This is a genomic window from Psychroflexus torquis ATCC 700755, from assembly GCF_000153485.2.
Classification (GTDB): domain Bacteria; phylum Bacteroidota; class Bacteroidia; order Flavobacteriales; family Flavobacteriaceae; genus Psychroflexus; species Psychroflexus torquis.
In genome coordinates this window covers 3127620-3146648 of the sequence record NC_018721.1, presented here as the reverse complement: position 1 = coordinate 3146648, position 19029 = coordinate 3127620, and the positions used below count along the sequence as shown (strand labels likewise).

Genomic DNA, 19029 nt, shown 5'->3' with positions numbered 1-19029 from the left:
AAGAACTGAGGTAAAAACAACTCTTTTCTTTATTAATTTTGAGACACTAGCATTCTAGACTCAGAGATTCGTAAAACTGTTTCTTTGAGCTTTTTTAATTGATTTTTTCTACCTATTTAGGTAAAACAGAAATGTACATTTCATTATAAAGCCTACCAGATTTTGCGATAGCAAAACATTGCTTGAGCAGTTTGTTGGCTTCGGCAATTAAGGCTAGTTTCTTGCTTTTTCCTTTATTTACTATGCGCTCATAAAGTTCCCGACATGCTTTGTTGTACTTACAGACCTAAAAAGAACATAAAAACAGCAGATTTCGCAGTTTTTTATTACCCATCTTACTTATAGGTGGCCTGCCTCTCGCACTGCTCCCAGATTCTCTAGTCGTTGGGGTGATGCGGACATAGCTGCAAAGTTGCGAGGCTGTTTCAAACTTAGAAAACCCATCAGTAACTAGGATTAAAAAAAAAGCTGTTTTCTGGCCTATACCAGTTACACTAATAAGCAATGTGAGTTGTTGTTGCTGGTCCTCTTTTACTAGAGAAAGAATCTTTTCTTCAATAGCTTTTATCTCACTATCATACTGCTTCTTGTTTCGTCTTAAAGATCGATATGTGAACTTTGATGGAATACCTAATACTTCTTCTCCGTGCATTTTATTCTTGGGTGCAGTACGATGTTTTATAAAATTATCTAGCACTCTAAATAAGTGTAAACATTCACTTTGTACATCTGTTAAATCAGCATATAAGGGCACTTGGTTAATTAAGGCAAATTCACAAATCATTTTAGCATCACTCTTATCTGTTTTTATTTTTGCTAATTTCATTTGTATAAAACGCTTTATTATTAAAGGGTCTATGACAGAGACTACCACTTCATTCTTGTAAAGAAACTGAGCGAGTCCGTAATGATAATAGCCTCTAGCTTCCATGGCTACTAAACAATGAGCAGGTAATCTTTTAAGAAACCCCTTAAAACCTGACTCATCATTTTTATACTAATTATGACCTGTAGTAATGCCGTGAACATCAAAAACATCTTTGCTGATGTCAACTCCAATAGTTTCTTTATATTCATACATAAAAATTGATTTATGAAAGAACCAGCTACTAGTATTAAAACAACACTTAGACAAGCTCAGTACAAACTTGAAAATGAGATCTAATGTCTCATAGTCCTGATAGGTATCGGGAGAACGTGATTAAAGAAGTAAAAGAGAGAGGATTATTCCCGAGGCTTCGGGATTGTCGAAGTCTGAAGCTTCACCGTATAAAGTAACCTTAATTCTCTCTTTTGTTCTTTCTGATTAATAACTAAAACTAAGTATTATATTAGAAATCAAACTTAAGACGTATATAAGTCATTGGGCAATAAGTAATTAAATTAAGATTAGTGCTTTTAATGAAGATAGAGATAAACTGAAAGTGAAGTGCTTCGAATTCCCGCACTCCACATAGCCAAAACCTTATATGCAAGCTGAAAAATAAACATTATGAAACTAACTGAAAATCAAATAGAAGAAATTGCAGACAATCTAGATGCAGGAATGAGGTGTTTTTATCATCACAAGGCTGGCAAGATTATAACTATTCTCAATTTTGATAGTTGGGATGCTGCTGATGAAGAATCTTGGGAGGAGGAGGAATCAAAGGAAATTGATAAAAACTGGGATGATTATTTTGAATTCGTTGGACTTGATTCACATGAATCATTTCGGATAATGGCTGACTTTTCAGAGAACATTGATAATATTAAATTACAGGAAAAATTAATTGATGCACTAAACAGACCAAAACCATTTAGAAACTTTAAATGGCAGATTGATAATTCAGGAGAGTATAGACAGCTGTGGTTTGATTTTAAAAAATTACGTTGTATCCGTTGGGTAAAAAAGCAAATTAATTTAAATAAGGACGATTTCAATGAATAATGCAGATTTAGAAAAAGAAGTAAAAAGACTGGTACATTTAAATTCTTATGAAAAAGGACTTGTTTGCACTGTAGATATTATGTTACAACTTGGTTACTTGACAAAAAAAGACTATGAAAACTGGAGGTTTGGACGAATTGAATATTTAGAGAAAGCATGTAACATAAACTTAAGTAAGCTGACTTTAATTAACAAGTTGATTAGAAAATACTCAATGGATTTAAATTTAGAAAGTTCATGGACAGGATATAACCAATTTGGTAAAGGGATTAAGCGTAAATTGAGATTTAGTAAATCAGGAAAAAAGAGTATTGAGGACAGTTACGCAACCCATTACATTGACAAAAAAAGAATTGATGAATTGAAAAAAAATAAAACCAGCATGTAACAATATAAATTTCAATGTGGTTTTTGTGCTGACAACCAAATATTTAGCCCCTAACAACAAAGTTGAGGCTCGAGAGGAAAGCAATCTGCAATCCATAACGAAAACTTATACTAACGTTAGGGGCAATTCCCCAAATCCGAGGCAGAAATTAATTACTCAGAGGTGACGTTTGGTTAACGGAGAAAAGGTAAAAAAGGAAACTGAAAACCAAAGCACTAATAATTGATTTTCAGAACAATAAAAAAAACGATAGTCCAAATAAAAAATGAACAAAGCAGATTTTTTTATATCACATGCATCGGAAGACAAAAACTCTTTAGTTAGGGATTTAGCAAACAATTTTATGTTGAATGGAGCGTAGGTTTTTTATGACGAATACAGTATTAAGCTCGGTGATTCCTTATCAGATTCAATAAATAAAGAGATTTCTAATTCTAACCATGCCATTATCATTTTAAGTAAATTCTTTTTGAAAAGGGCTGGACAAATGCTGAATTGCAGGCATTATTCAACAAAAGTATAAAGAAGGAATTTAAGATGCTCATAATCTATCATGAGGTTGACCATTCTCAAGTTGCAGAAAAATATCAATTATTAGCTGACATTAAAGGAATAGACAGTTCAGTAGGGTTGGAAAAAATATCCCAGGCTCTTTTTGAAGCAATCGGAAAGCAGGGCCAATTATCTTATTTGAAACATGGATTTGAAAGAAAAGAAGATAAACTAAATGAAGGGTTTTCTATATCAATGTCAATTGGTTTTCCAAATTTCGCTAATCAACAATTTGAAAAAGTTTTATTTGACCTTGGAAACAAAGATGTATTTCATTCTCGACTAAGAATTATTTATTACCAGAACAGAATACACTTTGAAGTAATAGATTCTGATTACCACAAAATTTCAATATCAGTAGATATCTCAGATTGGTCGGTAGGAGAACAACAATTTTTACACGCAGATTTTAATCCAAAAGAAAAGAAGCTTTTTCTATTTATTGGAAATCAAATCGTGGATCAATTGAGCTTTAATGAGCCATCTATTGATAAAACTTTTTTAAACTCTGCGACTGGAATAATTGGAAACTCACTAGAACTTAGGAATCCTTGTCAGTTTCTAATAGGCACACATTCAATTGGAAAATCAATGGATGTTGATATGGTTTCTGAATTTTCAAAGATATTAAACGATTATATGAACGCAATAAAAAAATAACTGGCACACACAAAAAATAAAACCCATTGAAAACAGTTTTTATTTAGTCGTTGTCATTCGTTGGAGGGACACAACCGAAAACAGTAATGAGATAAAACTATGGGAGCATTTTTTAATAAAAGCACTAAAAAAATAACAGGAATAACTTTAGCAATTATACTTTTTGCTCTGTTGATTTTAAAGTTTGTGTTTAAGTAAAAAATTTCTGAAGATTAAATGAAAATCACCTCGGAATCGCTGCTAAATTGAAAACCAAAAACTGAATTTTCACAACACAATAATTTAATATATCAGGTCGTCCATATCTGCAATAAAGTGTAATTTTAAAAACGAAGTAACTGCTAGCTTTATAACTGGATTATTAAAAGAACCCGAAGAAATAGTCTGGGTACTAAAAGTAAAAATTGCTACGTTTTAATACCAATTTAGTTTTTAAATGTTGCATTAAAAATTTGAATTATTTTTTACTTAGTTGAGGAAAAAAATATAAGCATAGCAATAGTTATGGTTCTATTTTATGACGATTAGTAAGTGAAAAAGAAACTGATTTTATACGACATTTGAATGCTAAATTGGTATAAATAATCATATTTAAAATCACTTAAAATTTTGCTACAAGAAATCATTTTATTTTCAGGACTTGCTGGAGTCACAGTATTCATTGGTGGGCTTCTAGCGAAGTATTTTAACCACCATATTAAGGAAACACCAGTTAAATATGAAATAATACACACGTTAATGTCATTTGGTGCAGGTATCATTTTGTCTGCTGTTACTTTCGTATTAATTCCTAAAGGGATGGAAGAATTGAAAGTTTTACCTATGGCATTATCTTTTGGAGGAGGTGTGATTATCTTTTTGCAAATTGATCGCTATTTAGCTAAGAAAGGAGGAAAAAATGCAGCGTTGTTAGCCATGTTGATGGATTTTATTCCAGAGTCTATTGCCTTAGGGGCAACATTTGCAATAGAACCAAACCTGGCAATTTTACTAGCAGTTTTTATAGGTCTTCAAAATTTACCCGAGGCTTTTAATGCTTATAGAGATTTAGTACTAAGTGGTTTTACAGAAAAAAAGACCCTTATAATATTTTTCTTTTTAAGTTTTTTCGGAATTGGAGGTGCTCTAATTGGACATTATTTTTTGACTGATTTTCCAGTAATTACTGCTCACCTTATGACGTTTTCTAGTGGAGGTATATTGTATTTATTGATAAATGATATAATACCCGAGAGTAAATTAGAAAATAATTATCTAACATCACTTGGCGCAACTCTTGGTTTTTTAGTAGGAATCGTAGGCGAAAAGATTATTTAAAAATAATGAATGAAAGACTTCTTTATCACACATAGAGTCTATATGTTTTATCATTTGGGTTTATTGTAATTATTTTTTTGCTCAATTATTTGATTAACTATAAAAAAGAAGGCTTCAATTTTCCCTAAAGAGACTTTTCTGACAGCCCCTTCTTTAATCTATGGTCTTGTTTTGAGCCTAAACCTCATACTCTACCCTATCCAAAATATCTTCTACATTGGAATTAATGACATTAAGGAAATAACAAAATCAAATACTATTATTTCTTCTCCAGCAGCTTCGTTTGACCGAATTGAAATTAAATATGGAAAATTTCAAGAGATGATAATTTCACCGAAAGACAAATTTGAGTTTGCAAAGTATTTGACAAAATTAAACCCGAAAATAAAAAATAACATAACTGAAGACTAAAAAAACGTTACACAACACCCTACAAAATTTAGCGCTGGTTTTAGCCAATTTACAAATCCCAAAGCGTCGGGACTCACGGACTTCATATCTGTGATTTATTGACTAACTTTAATACTTAAACAAATTAACCTTTTACAACAAGGCTCTAAATCATTCAAGAAATAAAAAGCTTAAACCTTATTGCAGCTAAAAGCGAAATAGAGTTTTTAAAGTAAACGTATTTGTGTAAAAATATATTATAAGATTTAGGTCATCTAGATACAATTATTTTATACTAAAAGTTGACTATTTCAGCTTTTATAGAATTCAAAAAAACAATCATGACTAAAACAGAAAGTGAAAAAGCAAACTTCCCCATAGATCGAGGTTTCACGATGCGTGGAATTGAAATCACACGATTAGAAACATTTATGGATGCTGCCTTTGCTTTTGCAATTACCATGTTGGTTATTTCTGTTGGAACAATACCAGAAAATTATTCCGAATTAATTATTTCATTAAAGGAAATCCCAGCATGTTTATGTAGTTTTTTTATCATCATGATTTTTTGGTTCAGCCATCGAACATGGAGTAGAAGATATGGATTGGAAGATATGTACACCATCGTTTTAAGTATTGGTCTCATCTTTATTTTACTCGTATTCATGTATCCCCTTCGGTTAATTTTCTCCGCTCTTTTTACGGGGCTAAGCAATGGATGGTTACCTTCAAAATTTAATGTTACAAGCACTAGTGAGCTGATTGGACTATATGCTATTTACGGCTCAGGACTTTTTGTAATGGCAGGAATACTGTTTCTTTTATACTTCCGTGCATTTTCGAAAAGAAATCTGCTAAAATTGAATCAATTTGAAATTAATAAAACAAAATCTAAATTAATATTTTTGGGAGCTGTCTCTTTTACTGGTTTTATCGCTGCAATTTTAGCATTAATTTTATCTGAAGATTTGGCGTCATGGTCAGCGTTAACCTATCTTACCATTCCATTCTTCGCCATTTTTATAAATAGATTTTATAAAAAGTGAATACCTTTTCCTTTTGTGATGTGAGGTTCAAAAACATTTCACCTCCTTTCCCAAGATAGCTCATACATCTGAAAAAATTATGATTCATCATGAGTGAGATCTAAGACTTTTTTAATACTAAAACAGCTTTCTTTCCCTGTCATTTTAAATTTAAAAAGAGGTGAAATTCATATGTACCAAGTAGAGAAGTCTATTTATGTTGTTATCTATTTTCGTTTTTAACACGTCTTTTATTGAGAAAACTGTTTTAGTATTTTAAGATTTATAAAATATAGAATCCCTTAGTTTTTAAAGTTAAATGCCAAAATAGCATGTTATTTGGCGGATGAATTTTATATTTATGGAATGATAAAAAATCACTTCTAAAATATAATTAGATGCTCTGTATACTCAATAAAAGCCTCGATCCCTATTTCAACCAAGCTACGGAAGAATATTTTCTGAAGAATTTTGATGAAAACGTTTTTATGCTTTGGCAAAACGACAATACCATTGTAGTAGGAAAGCACCAGAACACTTTAGCAGAGATAAATGTAGAGTATGTAAAAGGGAATGACGTGAGTGTAGTACGGAGGCTTACAGGTGGCGGCGCGGTATATCATGACTTGGGCAACCTCAATTATACCTTTATAATGGGTTATGGTGAAGAAGGCGCTAAAGTAGATTTTAAAAAATACAATCAGCCTATTATAGATGTGCTGTCCCAACTTGGTGTGGAAGCCAACTTTTCTGGTCGGAATGATATCTTAATCGATGGTCAGAAGTTTTCTGGAAATGCAGAGCATATTCACCACCAAAAACAAAGGGTTTTACATCATGGTACTTTATTATACGCCTCGGAAATTCAAGATATATCGGATGCGCTGAACGTAAATCCCTTAAAGTTTGAGGGTAAAGCGCGCAAATCGGTAAAAAGTAGAGTTACCAATATTTCCAATCATTTAAAAGAGGACATCGGCGTTGAAAAGTTTGGCGAACGTGTACTGAAGCATATCACACATTTGTATCCCGATGCAATTCCTTATGAAATCAACGCTTTTGATAAAGCGGCTATTCAAAAACTAGCAGACGAAAAGTACAGCCAATGGAATTGGAACTATGGCTATTCTCCTAATTACGGTTTTAAGAATGGCGTAAAAACCCCTGGGGGCTTTGTGGAAGTTCACTTTAATGTAGAAAAAGGAATAATTACCGATTTAGAAATTTTTGGAGATTTCTTTGTCAATAAAGATCTGCAACCACTAATTAAGGGTTTGATAGGGAAAGAACATCAGAAAGATAAACTCCTAGCTGCTTTGCAGGATTTGAAAAGTTCTGACTATTTTAATGCTATTTCTGAAGAAGAATTGGTGCAAGCTTTTTTCTAATAATACAACCTAAAGTCGAGTAATTTACAGAGATTATAATGCTTTTGAAACATGGATTCCACAACTTCCGCAAGATCATCATTTTCCTGAAACATACTGAAGAAAACTCTGTCTATAGTAATTGTACTTGAAATTTTGCTAGTGGTAGATCCATAACCTGAGATAGCTCGTGCGCCAGTAACATCTAAAAAATACTGTGACTCCTCATCAGTGAGATCCAAGACTTTTTGGTTAGCAAAATGTATGACTTTCCCAGTCATCTTCCCTTCAAAAAGTTCTGCAATCTCTTCAATGCTATAATAATAGTCATTCATCAGGATGTTGTTCGCCTCCCCCGGTATAACGAGGTAAATAATTTCGTAATCTTTAAAGTTATGATCTTCATACAGCAAATAACTCAAGCTCTCCTCCAATCCCTCTATGGTATCACAAGCTTTGTAAATACTCGTAATATCTTGTACTAAGGCAATATCCTCTAAGATTTTTACAACTTCAGTAGTGTTGGTAGTCTCTATATCTGGAACGGCTTCAAGACAATAAATAAATTTTTCAATTTCCATAACAATGTATTTTCAATTTATTTGGAGGAGACGAAACTGTTCATTCTGCCTGTGTTTAACAAGTAACTTATTAAAACATTAAGACTATGGTCTTCACTTTTCTGAAATAGGTTAAAAAATCAACTACCAAAAGACTATAGTTCCAGTCTCTGAGTCAGAATAAGCAAACTATCCAAGAGGATTTGGTTGCTTTGCATTAAGGCTATTATTGCATTAAAAAAAAATCGAAATGGCTAAGATCTCTTTTTATATTACCAAATTAAATTTATAATGTCCTATAAATAAATTGAATTATAATACGACGTAGCTCAGCACAGGTTTTTTACATAGTTGAGGAAAAAAATTAGCATAGCCTTAGTCACAGTAATTATTTTTGACAAAAAGCAGGTGAAAAAAGCCTGTGCCGAATTCGTTTCGGTAAAACGATTTATTAGGACATTATGGGTTTAATTTGGTATAAGTACTACAAGCCTAAACTTATACATAGAAAGTAATACAAAGTTCTCAATACGATTTCAATAGATTTCTGTCGAATCTCTCAAAATCACTCATTGACTTGCTCGGCATTTAAAATAACAGTCAGTCTAAGATGTGTTTCGATGCCTTTTTACAATATGTTGAACATCGTTATTTTGTTAACTTTCAAAATCTAATTGTTTGAGAATGTGGGCTGGTTCATACTAATGCAATGTATCCCACCACCGCCTAAATTGACGGCAAGGGCATCAATCATTACTATTTTTCGATTGGGAAAAACAGATTGCAATAGTTGTGCAGCCTTTTCATCTTTCACTTTCAACTCATTTGGCATTCCTTCTCTCCAACAAGTTTGCCCAATCACCACCTTGTCTGTAATTATAAAATTGAGATAACTAAACGCAGCCATAACCTTTACTGTATCGCCATTTGGAAAAGTACTCCCCTCTTTATAATCGAGTGTTTTGATGTAATCATAAACATAATCACCGGGTTTCATTGTCGAAAAAATAGGGCCTGGAAGCGGCATACGAATAATAGTAAATGGGTTATTATCTTGATCAGTCGCTGCGGATAATAGTTGGTAATTTTCCTCAATCCGTTTGTGATTTTCAAAAGCAATTGGATCGTTAAATTCTGTGCTATCTATTTGTGCCAAAAGGATTGTAGACTCATTTACAAAACGAGCGAATTCATCAATATGACCATTTGTAGTAACTACTGTGTAGGCTTTTGTTCCGTCTAAAGTTTCAACAGGCCCAAGGAAAGTGTGGTCGTCTTCAACTAAACCTTGTTTCAGCCAGATGGTTTTTTTAATTCCTAAAAGTCGCTTATATTCAGCTTCCATCTCCTTTTTGGTCATGGTTGGGTTTCTACCCATTTCAACTGATTCTGTGGTCATCAATATCCCTTTTCCATTTACTTCTCTATTTCCACCTTCACTAATCATTGAACTCGAAATCACAGGCAAATTATAGTGTTCAGCTACTCTTACATCATACATTTCTTCTGTTTTAGTACCGATGTCTAAAGTATCTGAGTACCCCCAAGAATTAAAATTAAAGTCTGCAACGGCTAAGGTATTTTTATTTGTTTCTACAAATGTTGGCCCCATGTCTCTTGTCCAAATTTCTAAAGACGGGATTTCAAGAAATGTGATTCTAGGCTGATTACCAAAGTGATTTTCCACTGTTTGTTTTGCTTGCTTAAGAAGTTCTTTATCCTTGCACGTTACCACTATGCTTATATCATCGATTAATGCTTCAATAATAGAAAGGGTGACCTTTTCAACCGATTCTCCTTCTTTATGATTCGTAGAGGGCCATATCAACCAAATCGCTTCTTGGGCTTCAAACTCTGCCGGTTGGTTTACAACAATTAAATTGTCCGTTGTCTTTGGAGAAGAGCATGAAATGAAAGATAAGGCAATTATAAAGCTGGTTAAAATTGATTTCATATTGTGTATTTAAATGTTCGTTAAGGCAGATGTTTACAAAGTTAAAGGCACATGCTTTATACTAGATTTTGACTTAGCCTAATTGATACTTGTTTGTCTCTTATTTTCATTACAGTAACCTAAAAATACATCTCTATAAAATACTCCCCAACTCCCATCTCCTTGATTTTCAGAACTGACGTATTTTCTCTTAAGGCCAGCAGTTAAATATACTCAATAATATGATTTCCGCAGCATAGCTTGATTTTGGCACACTATCATGGTTCATGGGTAATACCAATTTAGTTTTTAAATGTTGTATTAAAAATTTGAATTATACTACGACGTAGCTCAGCACAGGTTTTTTACTTAGTTGAGGAAAAAAATATAAGCATAGCCATAGTTACGGTTCTATTTTATGACGATTAATAAGTGAAAGAGAAACTAATTTTGTCCGACATTTGAATGCTAAATTGGTATAATCCTATTTTGGTATTTTCTCAGGCTATGGTCTATTGGAAAAATCATATCAATCTGCGAATTTTCTTCGCACCCCAAAGCATGTGTTTGTTTTTTAATTTAAAAATTGAATCATCAGCTTTATGATCAGTTCTGTTGGGGTGGTTAATCAGAACTCTTTCTTGCTTAATTAATACCAATTTAATTTTTAAATGTTGCATTAAAAATTTGAATTATACTACGACGTAACTCAGCACAGGTTTTTTACTTAGTTGAGGAAAAAAATATAAGCATAGCCATAGTTACGGTTCTATTTTATGACGATTAATAAGTGAAAAAGAAACTGATTTTATACGACATTTGAATGCTAAATTGGTATAAGCCCGACAACCCCATCTTTTCAAACCGATAAACCAACTTGTAAGTAGTAGGTTGCGATATGTTAAATGACCAACAAAGTTCTGTGATAGTGTACTTCTGAGTTAAGTACTCGTGAATAAATTATACTTTTTATTCCATTTTAGTTTTTGCTTTCCAGACTATGATAAATTATTTTTCAAGCAATTTATAAATTTTAAAAGTGCAAACTATCTCCCTTTACCTTACCTAAATGCTTTACAACGTCATACTCTATATACAGCCCGCTTCTCCACCATGTTTGTTTTCTCGAACATAAAAATAGATTTGCTAATCTAAAAATGTTCCATTCAAAATTGAAAACCGCATTGGATATAGTATGTGTTACCACCGTTTTATTTCACTCTGTTTGCAATATTCGGAATCAATTTATACAAATATTTTGGAAAATATTCAAGTATAACAAGATCATTCTGTTCAATAGTCAACAGGTGCTTCGGTTCACGATCATATTGACTAGTTTCAAGTAAATGGATTGCATCAAAAAATTTCCAATTTTCATTTAAGTGTTTGTAGCCTGATCTATATCTTTCTTCAATTTCTTATTCAGGCACAAAATGTCCGCCGTTCTTCACTCTTATTCTTACTCGCTTTTTTGCTGTATCGATAGAATCTAAACAGAAGAAAGCAAGTTCTAATCGGTAATCTTATTGCTTAAAAATTGTCGGCCAATAAAGTGGTGTGGTATTAAAATTAGTTTCGTAGCAGAAGTTCTCCTTTTGTGCTATTGCAGTTTCAATACTTGTTTGTAAATTATTAGATGACAAATTATGAGCGATTTTTTATTTCAATTCACTGTCAATTAGTGAATTATAAAAATCAAGGAATACCAAGTCGTAATCGTACGGAAATGAATTGTTTGGAGATAAAGCCTTAGAGAATGATGATTTTCCAGAACCGTTACAGCAGGCAACTATTAATAATATGGATTTAGACATTAAACTGAGGCCCAAGAACAGGTTTTTCAGTTAATTGCCCTTTGGTTCGTTTTTCCTCATATAGACGAATTTCTTTACGAACTTTAGGCATTTCCTGTGCAAGTCTCTCTTTAAGCTCTGATAAATGTATCAGTATATCTTGTTTAGTACCCATAAATACAAATGTACGAAATTTCGGGTATTCAACTATTTATAACAACTGTAAGTGTAGTTGTTGGTAAGGTGATGTTAACAAAGGTAAAGGGACATCCTTCACCCTACCCTGCTTGCTATTACCTTGTTGTATCTAGTTATTAAGGGAATTAAAAACATTGAATTTCCGATTAAGCACTTAGCCAAGGCTTTTGCATTTTGTTTTATCTTTTTCTTTTTAAACTCAATAAAATATAAATCTGCACAACCCCAAAATGGCTTACACTATTTTCTACTGACTTCTGTCTCCATAAAATATGAGTTGTAAGTAATAGATTTTAAGTCTTAATGATTTCTTTCTCCTTAATGGTTTTAGAAAAGTTCAATTCAGACCATTCTTTTTCTCTTTCATAATCCTAAAGTAAATATAAGTGAAAAGTCAACTCAAAATTGAAACTTAGAATTCCAATTTTTTTAAAATACAGCTCCACCGCTTGTAAATCTCCAAATCCTTAATATTTTAGTTTTACAGAAAAAGCTTTTTTAGGATAGCTTGTTAACATTATCGATAAGTTTAATACCACTCCATTTATTAAAGTTTATGTGTACAGTCTCATATCAATACAATGGTGTTTATGCTTATACTTAAGTGCTTTTTCATAAAGTTCGCTGTTATAATACCGTTCTGAAAATTTTTAGAAAGTTCAACAAAGGGTCATTTTTATTTCCTTTTTAGAAAATTACAACTAGTGGGATTAAATACCAAAGATATATTCAACATACACGGTACTTAAGTAAAATGTATGAACAATCAGCATACAATTGTTGTACAGTATTTATAGAGATTAATGTTAAGTGGTTTAAATAACCAATGGATTAGCTGTACTTTTGTCTCATTAAAAACCATATTAATTCCGCTGATAAGACTATTCTGCTAATTAAAAAACCATTGAGTATACTCATTTAAATATAGCAGCCAATGTTATGTTGTGAGTTTACTTTTAATACTTTATATAGATGTTAAGATGAAACAAATTATTACCGTAGACTTCTACTTTCACAATCTAAAGCATATACCAATTATCGATGTCAGATCACCTGGAGAATTTGCAAAAGGACATATTCCCAATGCTAATAATCTTGAATTATTTACTGATGAAGAACGTGCCGTAGTCGGCACGGCCTATAAAAAGGAGTCAAAAGAAAGGGCCTTTGAAATCGGGTATGAATTTGTAAAACCCAAACTAAATGATTTTATAAGCAAGTCTATTGAGATCGCCCCTGAAAAGGAAGTTGTGATACAGTGTTGGCGTGGAGGAATGAGAAGTAATGCTTTTGCCGATCATCTTATAGATAACGGTTTTGAAAAAGTGTATGTTATTGAAAAAGGGTACAAGGCTTTTAGAAATTATGTGCTCCAATTTTTTGAACACCCGTTAAACCTTAAAATTTTAAGTGGGTATACCGGTTCTGGTAAAACTGAAATACTACACTCTTTAGAACAGAAAGGACAACAGATAATCGACTTAGAAGGGCTAGCCAACCATAGAGGTTCTGCTTTTGGAGGTATCGATCTTCCACCTCAACCAACTACAGAACAATTTCAAAATAATCTGTTTTCAGTAGTACAAGGTTTAAATCCTAAGCTACCAATATGGGTTGAAGATGAAAGTAAGTCCATAGGAAAGGTGATAATTCCTGATGCATTTTATCTTAAAATAAGAACTATGCCTGTCTATTTTTTAGATGTTCCTTTTCAGGAAAGAACAAAACACCTTGTGGATACGTATGCAAGTTTAACCCATGATAAATTACAAGAGGCCATTAGTAAAATAACTAAAAGGCTTGGATACGATAAAGCTAAATTCGCCTTAGAGGCACTTGAAAGCCGAGATTATTATAAAGTCGTAGAGATCACACTTTTTTATTACGACAAAGCTTACTTAGGAGGATTACAAAAGCGTGAGGAATCTACAATTCTAAAATTTGAGATTCCAACAGTGAATCCAGAAGAAACAGCAAAATTTTTAATGAGCTTAACAAATTAAATAAATGAACGAAGGTATAAAATTAACAAGTTTTAGTCATGGTGCAGGCTGTGGCTGTAAAATATCACCTAAGGTATTAACTACCATATTAGCGTCTAGCTCTCCTCAAGTTGAAGACTCACATCTTCTAGTGGGTAACGATACTAGAGACGATGCTGCGGTATACGATATGGGAAGTGGAATTGGTATCATCAGTACCACAGATTTTTTCATGCCCATTGTGGACGACCCTTTCACTTTTGGAAGAATAGCGGCTACCAATGCTATAAGCGATGTATATGCTATGGGAGGAAAGCCATTAATGGCGATTGCAATTCTAGGTTGGCCTATTGATAAAATTGCCCCTGAAGTTGCTGCCCAAGTAATGGAAGGTGGGAGAAAAGCCTGCTCTGATGCAGGAATACTGCTTGCAGGTGGTCATAGTATTGATAATCCAGAACCTGTTTTTGGGCTTGCAGTTACAGGGTCGGTTACCCTCTCTAATTTAAAGCGAAATGATAAAGCAGAGGCAGGAAGCATTCTTTATCTAACCAAACCTTTAGGTATTGGTATTTTGGCTACAGCACAAAAGAAAGGTGTTCTAGAGGAAGACCATAAAGATATTGCTGCCAACTCGATGATGGTTCTAAATGATGTTGGAATGGATCTTTCAGAGATTAACGAGGTAACAGCTTTAACCGATGTCACTGGATTTGGACTCATGGGACATTTACTTGAAGTGTGTGAAGCTAGTGATGTATCTGCTATTGTTAATTATGATAAAGTGCCAATTTTCGATGAGATTCATGGTTATCTAGACAAAAAATGTATCCCCGGTGGAACGCTGAGAAATTGGGAAAGTTACGGTCACAAGCTTAACATCGAAGATGAAAAGCAACGACATATCTTATGTGATCCACAAACCAGTGGAGGATTATTAATTGCTGTCAAAAAAGAGGCTTCTCAAAAAGTTGAATCGATTCTAAAAAGTAAGGGTCTTTTTGCAGAACCGATAGGAGAACTCATAGAAAAATCGGAATCGCCAATTTATATAAATGACAAAGAATAGTGAACTAAACTAATAAGTAGTATTCTACTCATTTGATATTTTTAAAAGTTTAGATGAAGGTGGGATTGATTGCTTTCCCATGTCAGTTAATATTCTTCTCTAGAACTACTCATACTGAATGTAATTCGTGCAGTCGCTTCTTGAAAGGGAGTGCGATGATTGGTATGGGTTAGTGGATTTTATAACTATCGGTGAAAAACCCTAGAGATTGACGTTTTTTAGGGATATAACTGAGTTTATGGAAAAGTCTTTAGGAAGTCCTGTGTTTTTACATCCTACAAATGTTAATAAATAAGACTTCCAAAAGACATAATTTGTAGAGGCTCATTGAAAAGTTTAACTTTGTGGAAAACAAATCATGAAAATCTTTACATTTATTCTATTATCGGTAGTCCTTTGGAGCTGCCAATCTCAGAAAGATAAAAAAGAAGAAAATCAGTCTTCCCCAGAAGCTGGTGAAACCTCAATGGAAGAGCCTAGTTTACTTGAAGAAATTGCCAATGCCAATGGCTATAGCAACTGGTCGGATGTAGAAACTTTTAAATATACCTTCAATGTAGATGCTGGAGAAAACCACTCCGAGCGGTCTTGGGAATGGAATCCAAAAATTGACCAAGTGAGTATGACGACCAAGGACACCACCGTCACGTATAAAAGAAGTGAAATGACGGAAGAATTAAAGTCGATAGATCAAGCTTTTATCAATGATAAATATTGGCTAGTCTTTCCATTTCAGTTGGTTTGGGATGAAAATTTTGATTACGAAACTCAAGAAAATGTAGAAGCTCCTATTTCTAAAGAAAAATTAACAGAAGTCACGGTAATGTATTCAGAAACAGCAGGCTACACACCAGGAGATACTTATAAAATCTATTTGGATGATGCCATGAGAATTCAAGAGTGGTCTTATATTCCAAATGGGAGTAAAAAACCAGTATTGGTGACTACCTGGGAAGATTACGAAGATTTTAAGGGTCTACGATTGGCCAAAAATCATAAGACCAAAGACGGCAATTTTAGATTGTATTTTACAAACATCAGTGTTAATTAATATATGAAATATCTAAACACTAAAGTATTTGCAGAACAACTAGACGAGGCTGATCCGCTGAGAGCCTATCGATCTGAGTTTCTTTTTCCTAAGGCGAAAGATGGCTCTACAAAAGTTTATTTGTGTGGGAATTCGCTAGGACTCCAACCTAAACAAACCTCTGCTTTTATTCAGCAAGAATTACAAGACTGGGCAAATCTAGGCGTAGAAGGTCATAGCCATGCAACACATCCGTGGATGACCTCTAATGAGGACCTCGCTGGATCAATGGCTAAAATAGTTGGTGCTCTACCCCAAGAAGTGGTCATTATGAATACCCTCACGGTGAACCTACACCTCATGATGGTTTCTTTTTATAAGCCAACTCCCAAAAGGTTTAAGATCGTCATAGAAAGTGATGCTTTTCCGTCTGACATATATGCCGTAAAATCTCAATTAAAATTTCATAATATAGATCCTCAAGAGGGACTGCTATTATGGAAACCGAGACCTGGTGAGCATCTCTGCAGAACAGAAGATTTTGAACACATTGTCAAGGAACACGGCAATGAGATTGCTTTGGTGATGATAGGCAGTACCAATTATTATTCTGGTCAAGCTTATGATTTAAAACGAATTACAGAGGTGTCGAAAACAAAGGACATCACCGTTGGTTTTGACTTGGCGCACGGAGCTGGAAACATCCAACCCAATTTGCACAACATTGGTGCCGACTTTGCCGTGTGGTGCACCTATAAGTACCTCAACTCTGGGCCTGGAAGTTTAGGCGGTTGTTTTATACATGAAAAACATATTGCCGATGAGCATATCAATCGCTTCGTAGGATGGTGGGGGCATAACAAAGACTCGCGGTTTAATATGCGGGTAGACTTCGACCCTATTCCAACCGCTGACGGATGGCAATTGAGCAATCCGCCAATTCTATCTTTAGCGGGGACTCGATCATCTTTGGATCTTTTTGATAAAGCAGGCTTTGACAACATTAGAAAAAAATCTGTGCTTTTAACTGGTTTTCTGGAATTTCTCATCGATGATTTAGACATGGAGGAGATTTCAATTTTAACCCCGAGGTCCCCTGAAGAAAGGGGTTGCCAATTGTCTATACAAGTTAAAAATGCTAATAAATCACTATTCCATCAATTGATGGACAAAGGTGTGGTGGCAGACTGGAGAGAACCTGATGTGATCCGGATCGCTCCTGCTCCACTCTATAATTCTTATACGGATGTATTCACCTTTGTACAAATTTTAAAAAACTGCTTATATGCTTAAAACTGAATCTGTACTTATTATAGGTGCCGGTCTTTGCGGATCGCTGCTAGCTCTTCGCCTTGCTCAACGTGGCTACCAAGTGACTTTAGTCGAAAAAAGAGAAGACATGAGGACTGTCGCTTTATCCGCAGGTCGCTCTATCAACTTAGCCCTTTCGAATAGAGGCCTAAAAGGTATAAAACGGGTAGGCTTGGAACATAAAATTGAAGCCTATTGCATTCCTATGTTAGGACGTATGCTCCACGATAAAGAAGGCCATACTCAGCTTTCAAAATACAGCGGAAGAGATGGAGAGTACATCAACTCCATTTCTAGAAGCGGTCTCAATAAAATTCTATTGGATGAGTTGGATACCTTCAAAAATGTTGATCTTAAATTCAATCACTCTTGTGTTCATGTAGATTTGAAGCAAGCCCACGCGAGTTTTAAGACAGCAGATTCCAATTCAGAATATACCATAGAAGCAGATGTGATTTTTGGTACTGATGGTGCTGGCTCTGTCGTGAGGCAACAAATGGAAAAAGAACGAGGTTTCTTGTTCAGTCATTCTCAAAATTTCTTGACTCATGGCTATAAAGAATTGACGTTTCCTCCCAGTGCTGAAAGTGAGTATGCAGCAGAAAAAGGAGCATTGCACATTTGGCCAAGAGGAGAAAATATGTTGATTGCCTTACCCAACCAAGACAAGAGCTTCACGGTCACCTTATTCTTGGCTTATGAAGGTGGCCTGAATAATTTTAATTCCTTAACCACTGCAGAAAGCGTTGAAGACTACTTCAAAACCGACTACCCAGACGCCCTCGCTTTGATGCCTAATTTAGGGACTGAATTTTTTGAAAATCCTACGGCGCCTTTAGGTACTGTGAGGTGTGATCCGTGGACTTATGGAAAAGCACTTCTTATGGGAGATGCCTCTCATGCAATTGTTCCGTTTTACGGTCAAGGGATGAATGCCTCGTTTGAAGATGTTGTGGAATTTGATGATATTTTAGAAGAAAGCAATTTCGATTTAAAAACAGCTTTTAAGGTGTTTAGCGAGTCTAGAAAACCAAATGCAGATGCCATTGCTGACTTGGCTTTGGATAATTTTCATGAAATGAAATCCCACACGGCTCAAGATTTATTTTTGGAAAAGCGTAAGCTTGAACTGGCTCTAGAAAAAGAATTTCCTAAAGAGTATTTTTCTAAATATTCTCTAGTCACCTTTAGTGAAGAAGTTTCCTATAAGGAGGCTATGGACAAAGGCCGCGCTCAGGATAAAGCCATTTTGGGACTCTTAAAGCACCATAAATTGAATGGAGATCAAAGTTTAAGAGACCAGCTTACACTGATTCAAAAAGTAAGTCAACAGGTTTTGGAGGGGGAACTCTTATTTGAAGTCTAATTTCTTTTTTTGCTATTACTGAGATTAAACTATTCCCATGAAGAAAAAATAAACCTTTATTTTAGTAAGCTTGGTAAGGGTAAAATACTTTATTTTATAATTAGATTGCGGTAGTTCTACCGAAAGACTGAGCATTTCTTTTTTATAAAGGTTATAGC

The 19029-nt window shown here is 34.1% G+C and carries 15 protein-coding genes and 2 pseudogenes; 13 read left to right on the top strand and 4 right to left on the bottom strand.

What is annotated here, in order from left to right:
• Positions 1 to 112: 112 nt before the first annotated feature.
• Positions 113 to 1081, bottom strand: a pseudogene (locus tag P700755_RS13500) (IS110 family RNA-guided transposase).
• A gap of 411 nt (positions 1082 to 1492) precedes the next feature.
• Here P700755_RS13500 and P700755_RS13495 point away from each other — a divergent pair.
• The 8 genes and pseudogenes from P700755_RS13495 (at position 1493) to lplA (ending at position 7650) form a co-directional block, all read left to right on the top strand.
• A complete protein-coding gene (locus P700755_RS13495) occupies positions 1493 to 1930 on the top strand; it encodes a UPF0158 family protein (protein ID WP_015025210.1) in 438 nt (145 codons plus the stop codon).
• Positions 1923 to 2318, top strand: coding sequence for a hypothetical protein (locus tag P700755_RS13490; RefSeq protein WP_015025209.1), 396 nt, complete (start codon positions 1923 to 1925; stop codon positions 2316 to 2318). Before P700755_RS13495 ends, P700755_RS13490 begins: the two co-directional genes overlap by 8 nt.
• A gap of 373 nt (positions 2319 to 2691) precedes the next feature.
• A pseudogene (locus P700755_RS21365) lies at positions 2692 to 2841 on the top strand (hypothetical protein); the annotation flags it as partial.
• Entirely contained in the window at positions 2814 to 3530 is a 717-nt protein-coding gene (locus tag P700755_RS13485) for a hypothetical protein (protein ID WP_041758377.1), read from the top strand. The pseudogene P700755_RS21365 and the gene P700755_RS13485, both read left to right, overlap by 28 nt.
• A 609-nt stretch (positions 3531 to 4139) precedes the next feature.
• Positions 4140 to 4847 (top strand): ZIP family metal transporter, encoded by a 708-nt coding sequence (locus P700755_RS13480; RefSeq protein ID WP_015025207.1) that lies wholly within the window; start codon positions 4140 to 4142, stop codon positions 4845 to 4847.
• A gap of 171 nt (positions 4848 to 5018) precedes the next feature.
• The gene (locus P700755_RS21360; protein WP_051007971.1) at positions 5019 to 5258 is read left to right on the top strand and encodes a PH domain-containing protein; all 240 of its coding nucleotides are present in this window, start codon (positions 5019 to 5021) and stop codon (positions 5256 to 5258) included.
• 320 nt (positions 5259 to 5578) lie between these two features.
• Entirely contained in the window at positions 5579 to 6283 is a 705-nt protein-coding gene (locus tag P700755_RS13470; protein WP_015025206.1) for a TMEM175 family protein, read from the top strand.
• Between the two features lie 377 nt (positions 6284 to 6660).
• Positions 6661 to 7650, top strand: coding sequence for a lipoate--protein ligase (lplA, locus tag P700755_RS13465; protein ID WP_015025205.1), 990 nt, complete (start codon positions 6661 to 6663; stop codon positions 7648 to 7650).
• Here the strand turns inward: lplA and P700755_RS13460 are convergent.
• The 3 genes from P700755_RS13460 to P700755_RS20065 all read right to left on the bottom strand — a co-directional run bounded on the left by P700755_RS13460 (position 7647) and on the right by P700755_RS20065 (position 12090).
• On the bottom strand, positions 7647 to 8210 hold the full coding sequence (locus P700755_RS13460; RefSeq protein ID WP_015025204.1) for a DUF6642 family protein: 564 nt from the start codon (positions 8208 to 8210) through the stop codon (positions 7647 to 7649). The genes lplA and P700755_RS13460 overlap by 4 nt on opposite strands.
• Positions 8211 to 8859: 649 nt before the next feature.
• The gene (locus P700755_RS13455; RefSeq protein ID WP_015025203.1) at positions 8860 to 10143 is read right to left on the bottom strand and encodes an agmatine deiminase family protein; all 1284 of its coding nucleotides are present in this window, start codon (positions 10141 to 10143) and stop codon (positions 8860 to 8862) included.
• 1785 nt (positions 10144 to 11928) lie between these two features.
• Positions 11929 to 12090, bottom strand: coding sequence for a hypothetical protein (locus P700755_RS20065; RefSeq protein WP_015025202.1), 162 nt, complete (start codon positions 12088 to 12090; stop codon positions 11929 to 11931).
• A gap of 1003 nt (positions 12091 to 13093) precedes the next feature.
• Between P700755_RS20065 and mnmH the strand changes: the two genes are divergently transcribed.
• The 5 genes from mnmH (at position 13094) to P700755_RS13430 (ending at position 18871) form a co-directional block, all read left to right on the top strand.
• Positions 13094 to 14116 (top strand): tRNA 2-selenouridine(34) synthase MnmH, encoded by a 1023-nt coding sequence (mnmH, locus tag P700755_RS13450; protein ID WP_015025201.1) that lies wholly within the window; start codon positions 13094 to 13096, stop codon positions 14114 to 14116.
• A 4-nt stretch (positions 14117 to 14120) separates the two neighbouring features.
• On the top strand, positions 14121 to 15164 hold the full coding sequence (gene selD, locus P700755_RS13445) for a selenide, water dikinase SelD (protein WP_015025200.1): 1044 nt from the start codon (positions 14121 to 14123) through the stop codon (positions 15162 to 15164).
• A 358-nt stretch (positions 15165 to 15522) separates the two neighbouring features.
• Positions 15523 to 16215, top strand: a complete 693-nt coding sequence (locus P700755_RS13440) for a hypothetical protein (RefSeq protein ID WP_015025199.1) — start codon at positions 15523 to 15525, stop codon at positions 16213 to 16215.
• Between the two features lie 3 nt (positions 16216 to 16218).
• Positions 16219 to 17487 carry a kynureninase gene (kynU, locus tag P700755_RS13435; protein WP_015025198.1) on the top strand — a complete coding sequence of 423 codons (1269 nt, stop codon included), beginning with the start codon at positions 16219 to 16221 and terminating at the stop codon, positions 17485 to 17487.
• On the top strand, positions 17480 to 18871 hold the full coding sequence (locus P700755_RS13430) for an FAD-dependent oxidoreductase (RefSeq protein WP_015025197.1): 1392 nt from the start codon (positions 17480 to 17482) through the stop codon (positions 18869 to 18871). Before kynU ends, P700755_RS13430 begins: the two co-directional genes overlap by 8 nt.
• Positions 18872 to 19029 lie beyond the last annotated feature (158 nt).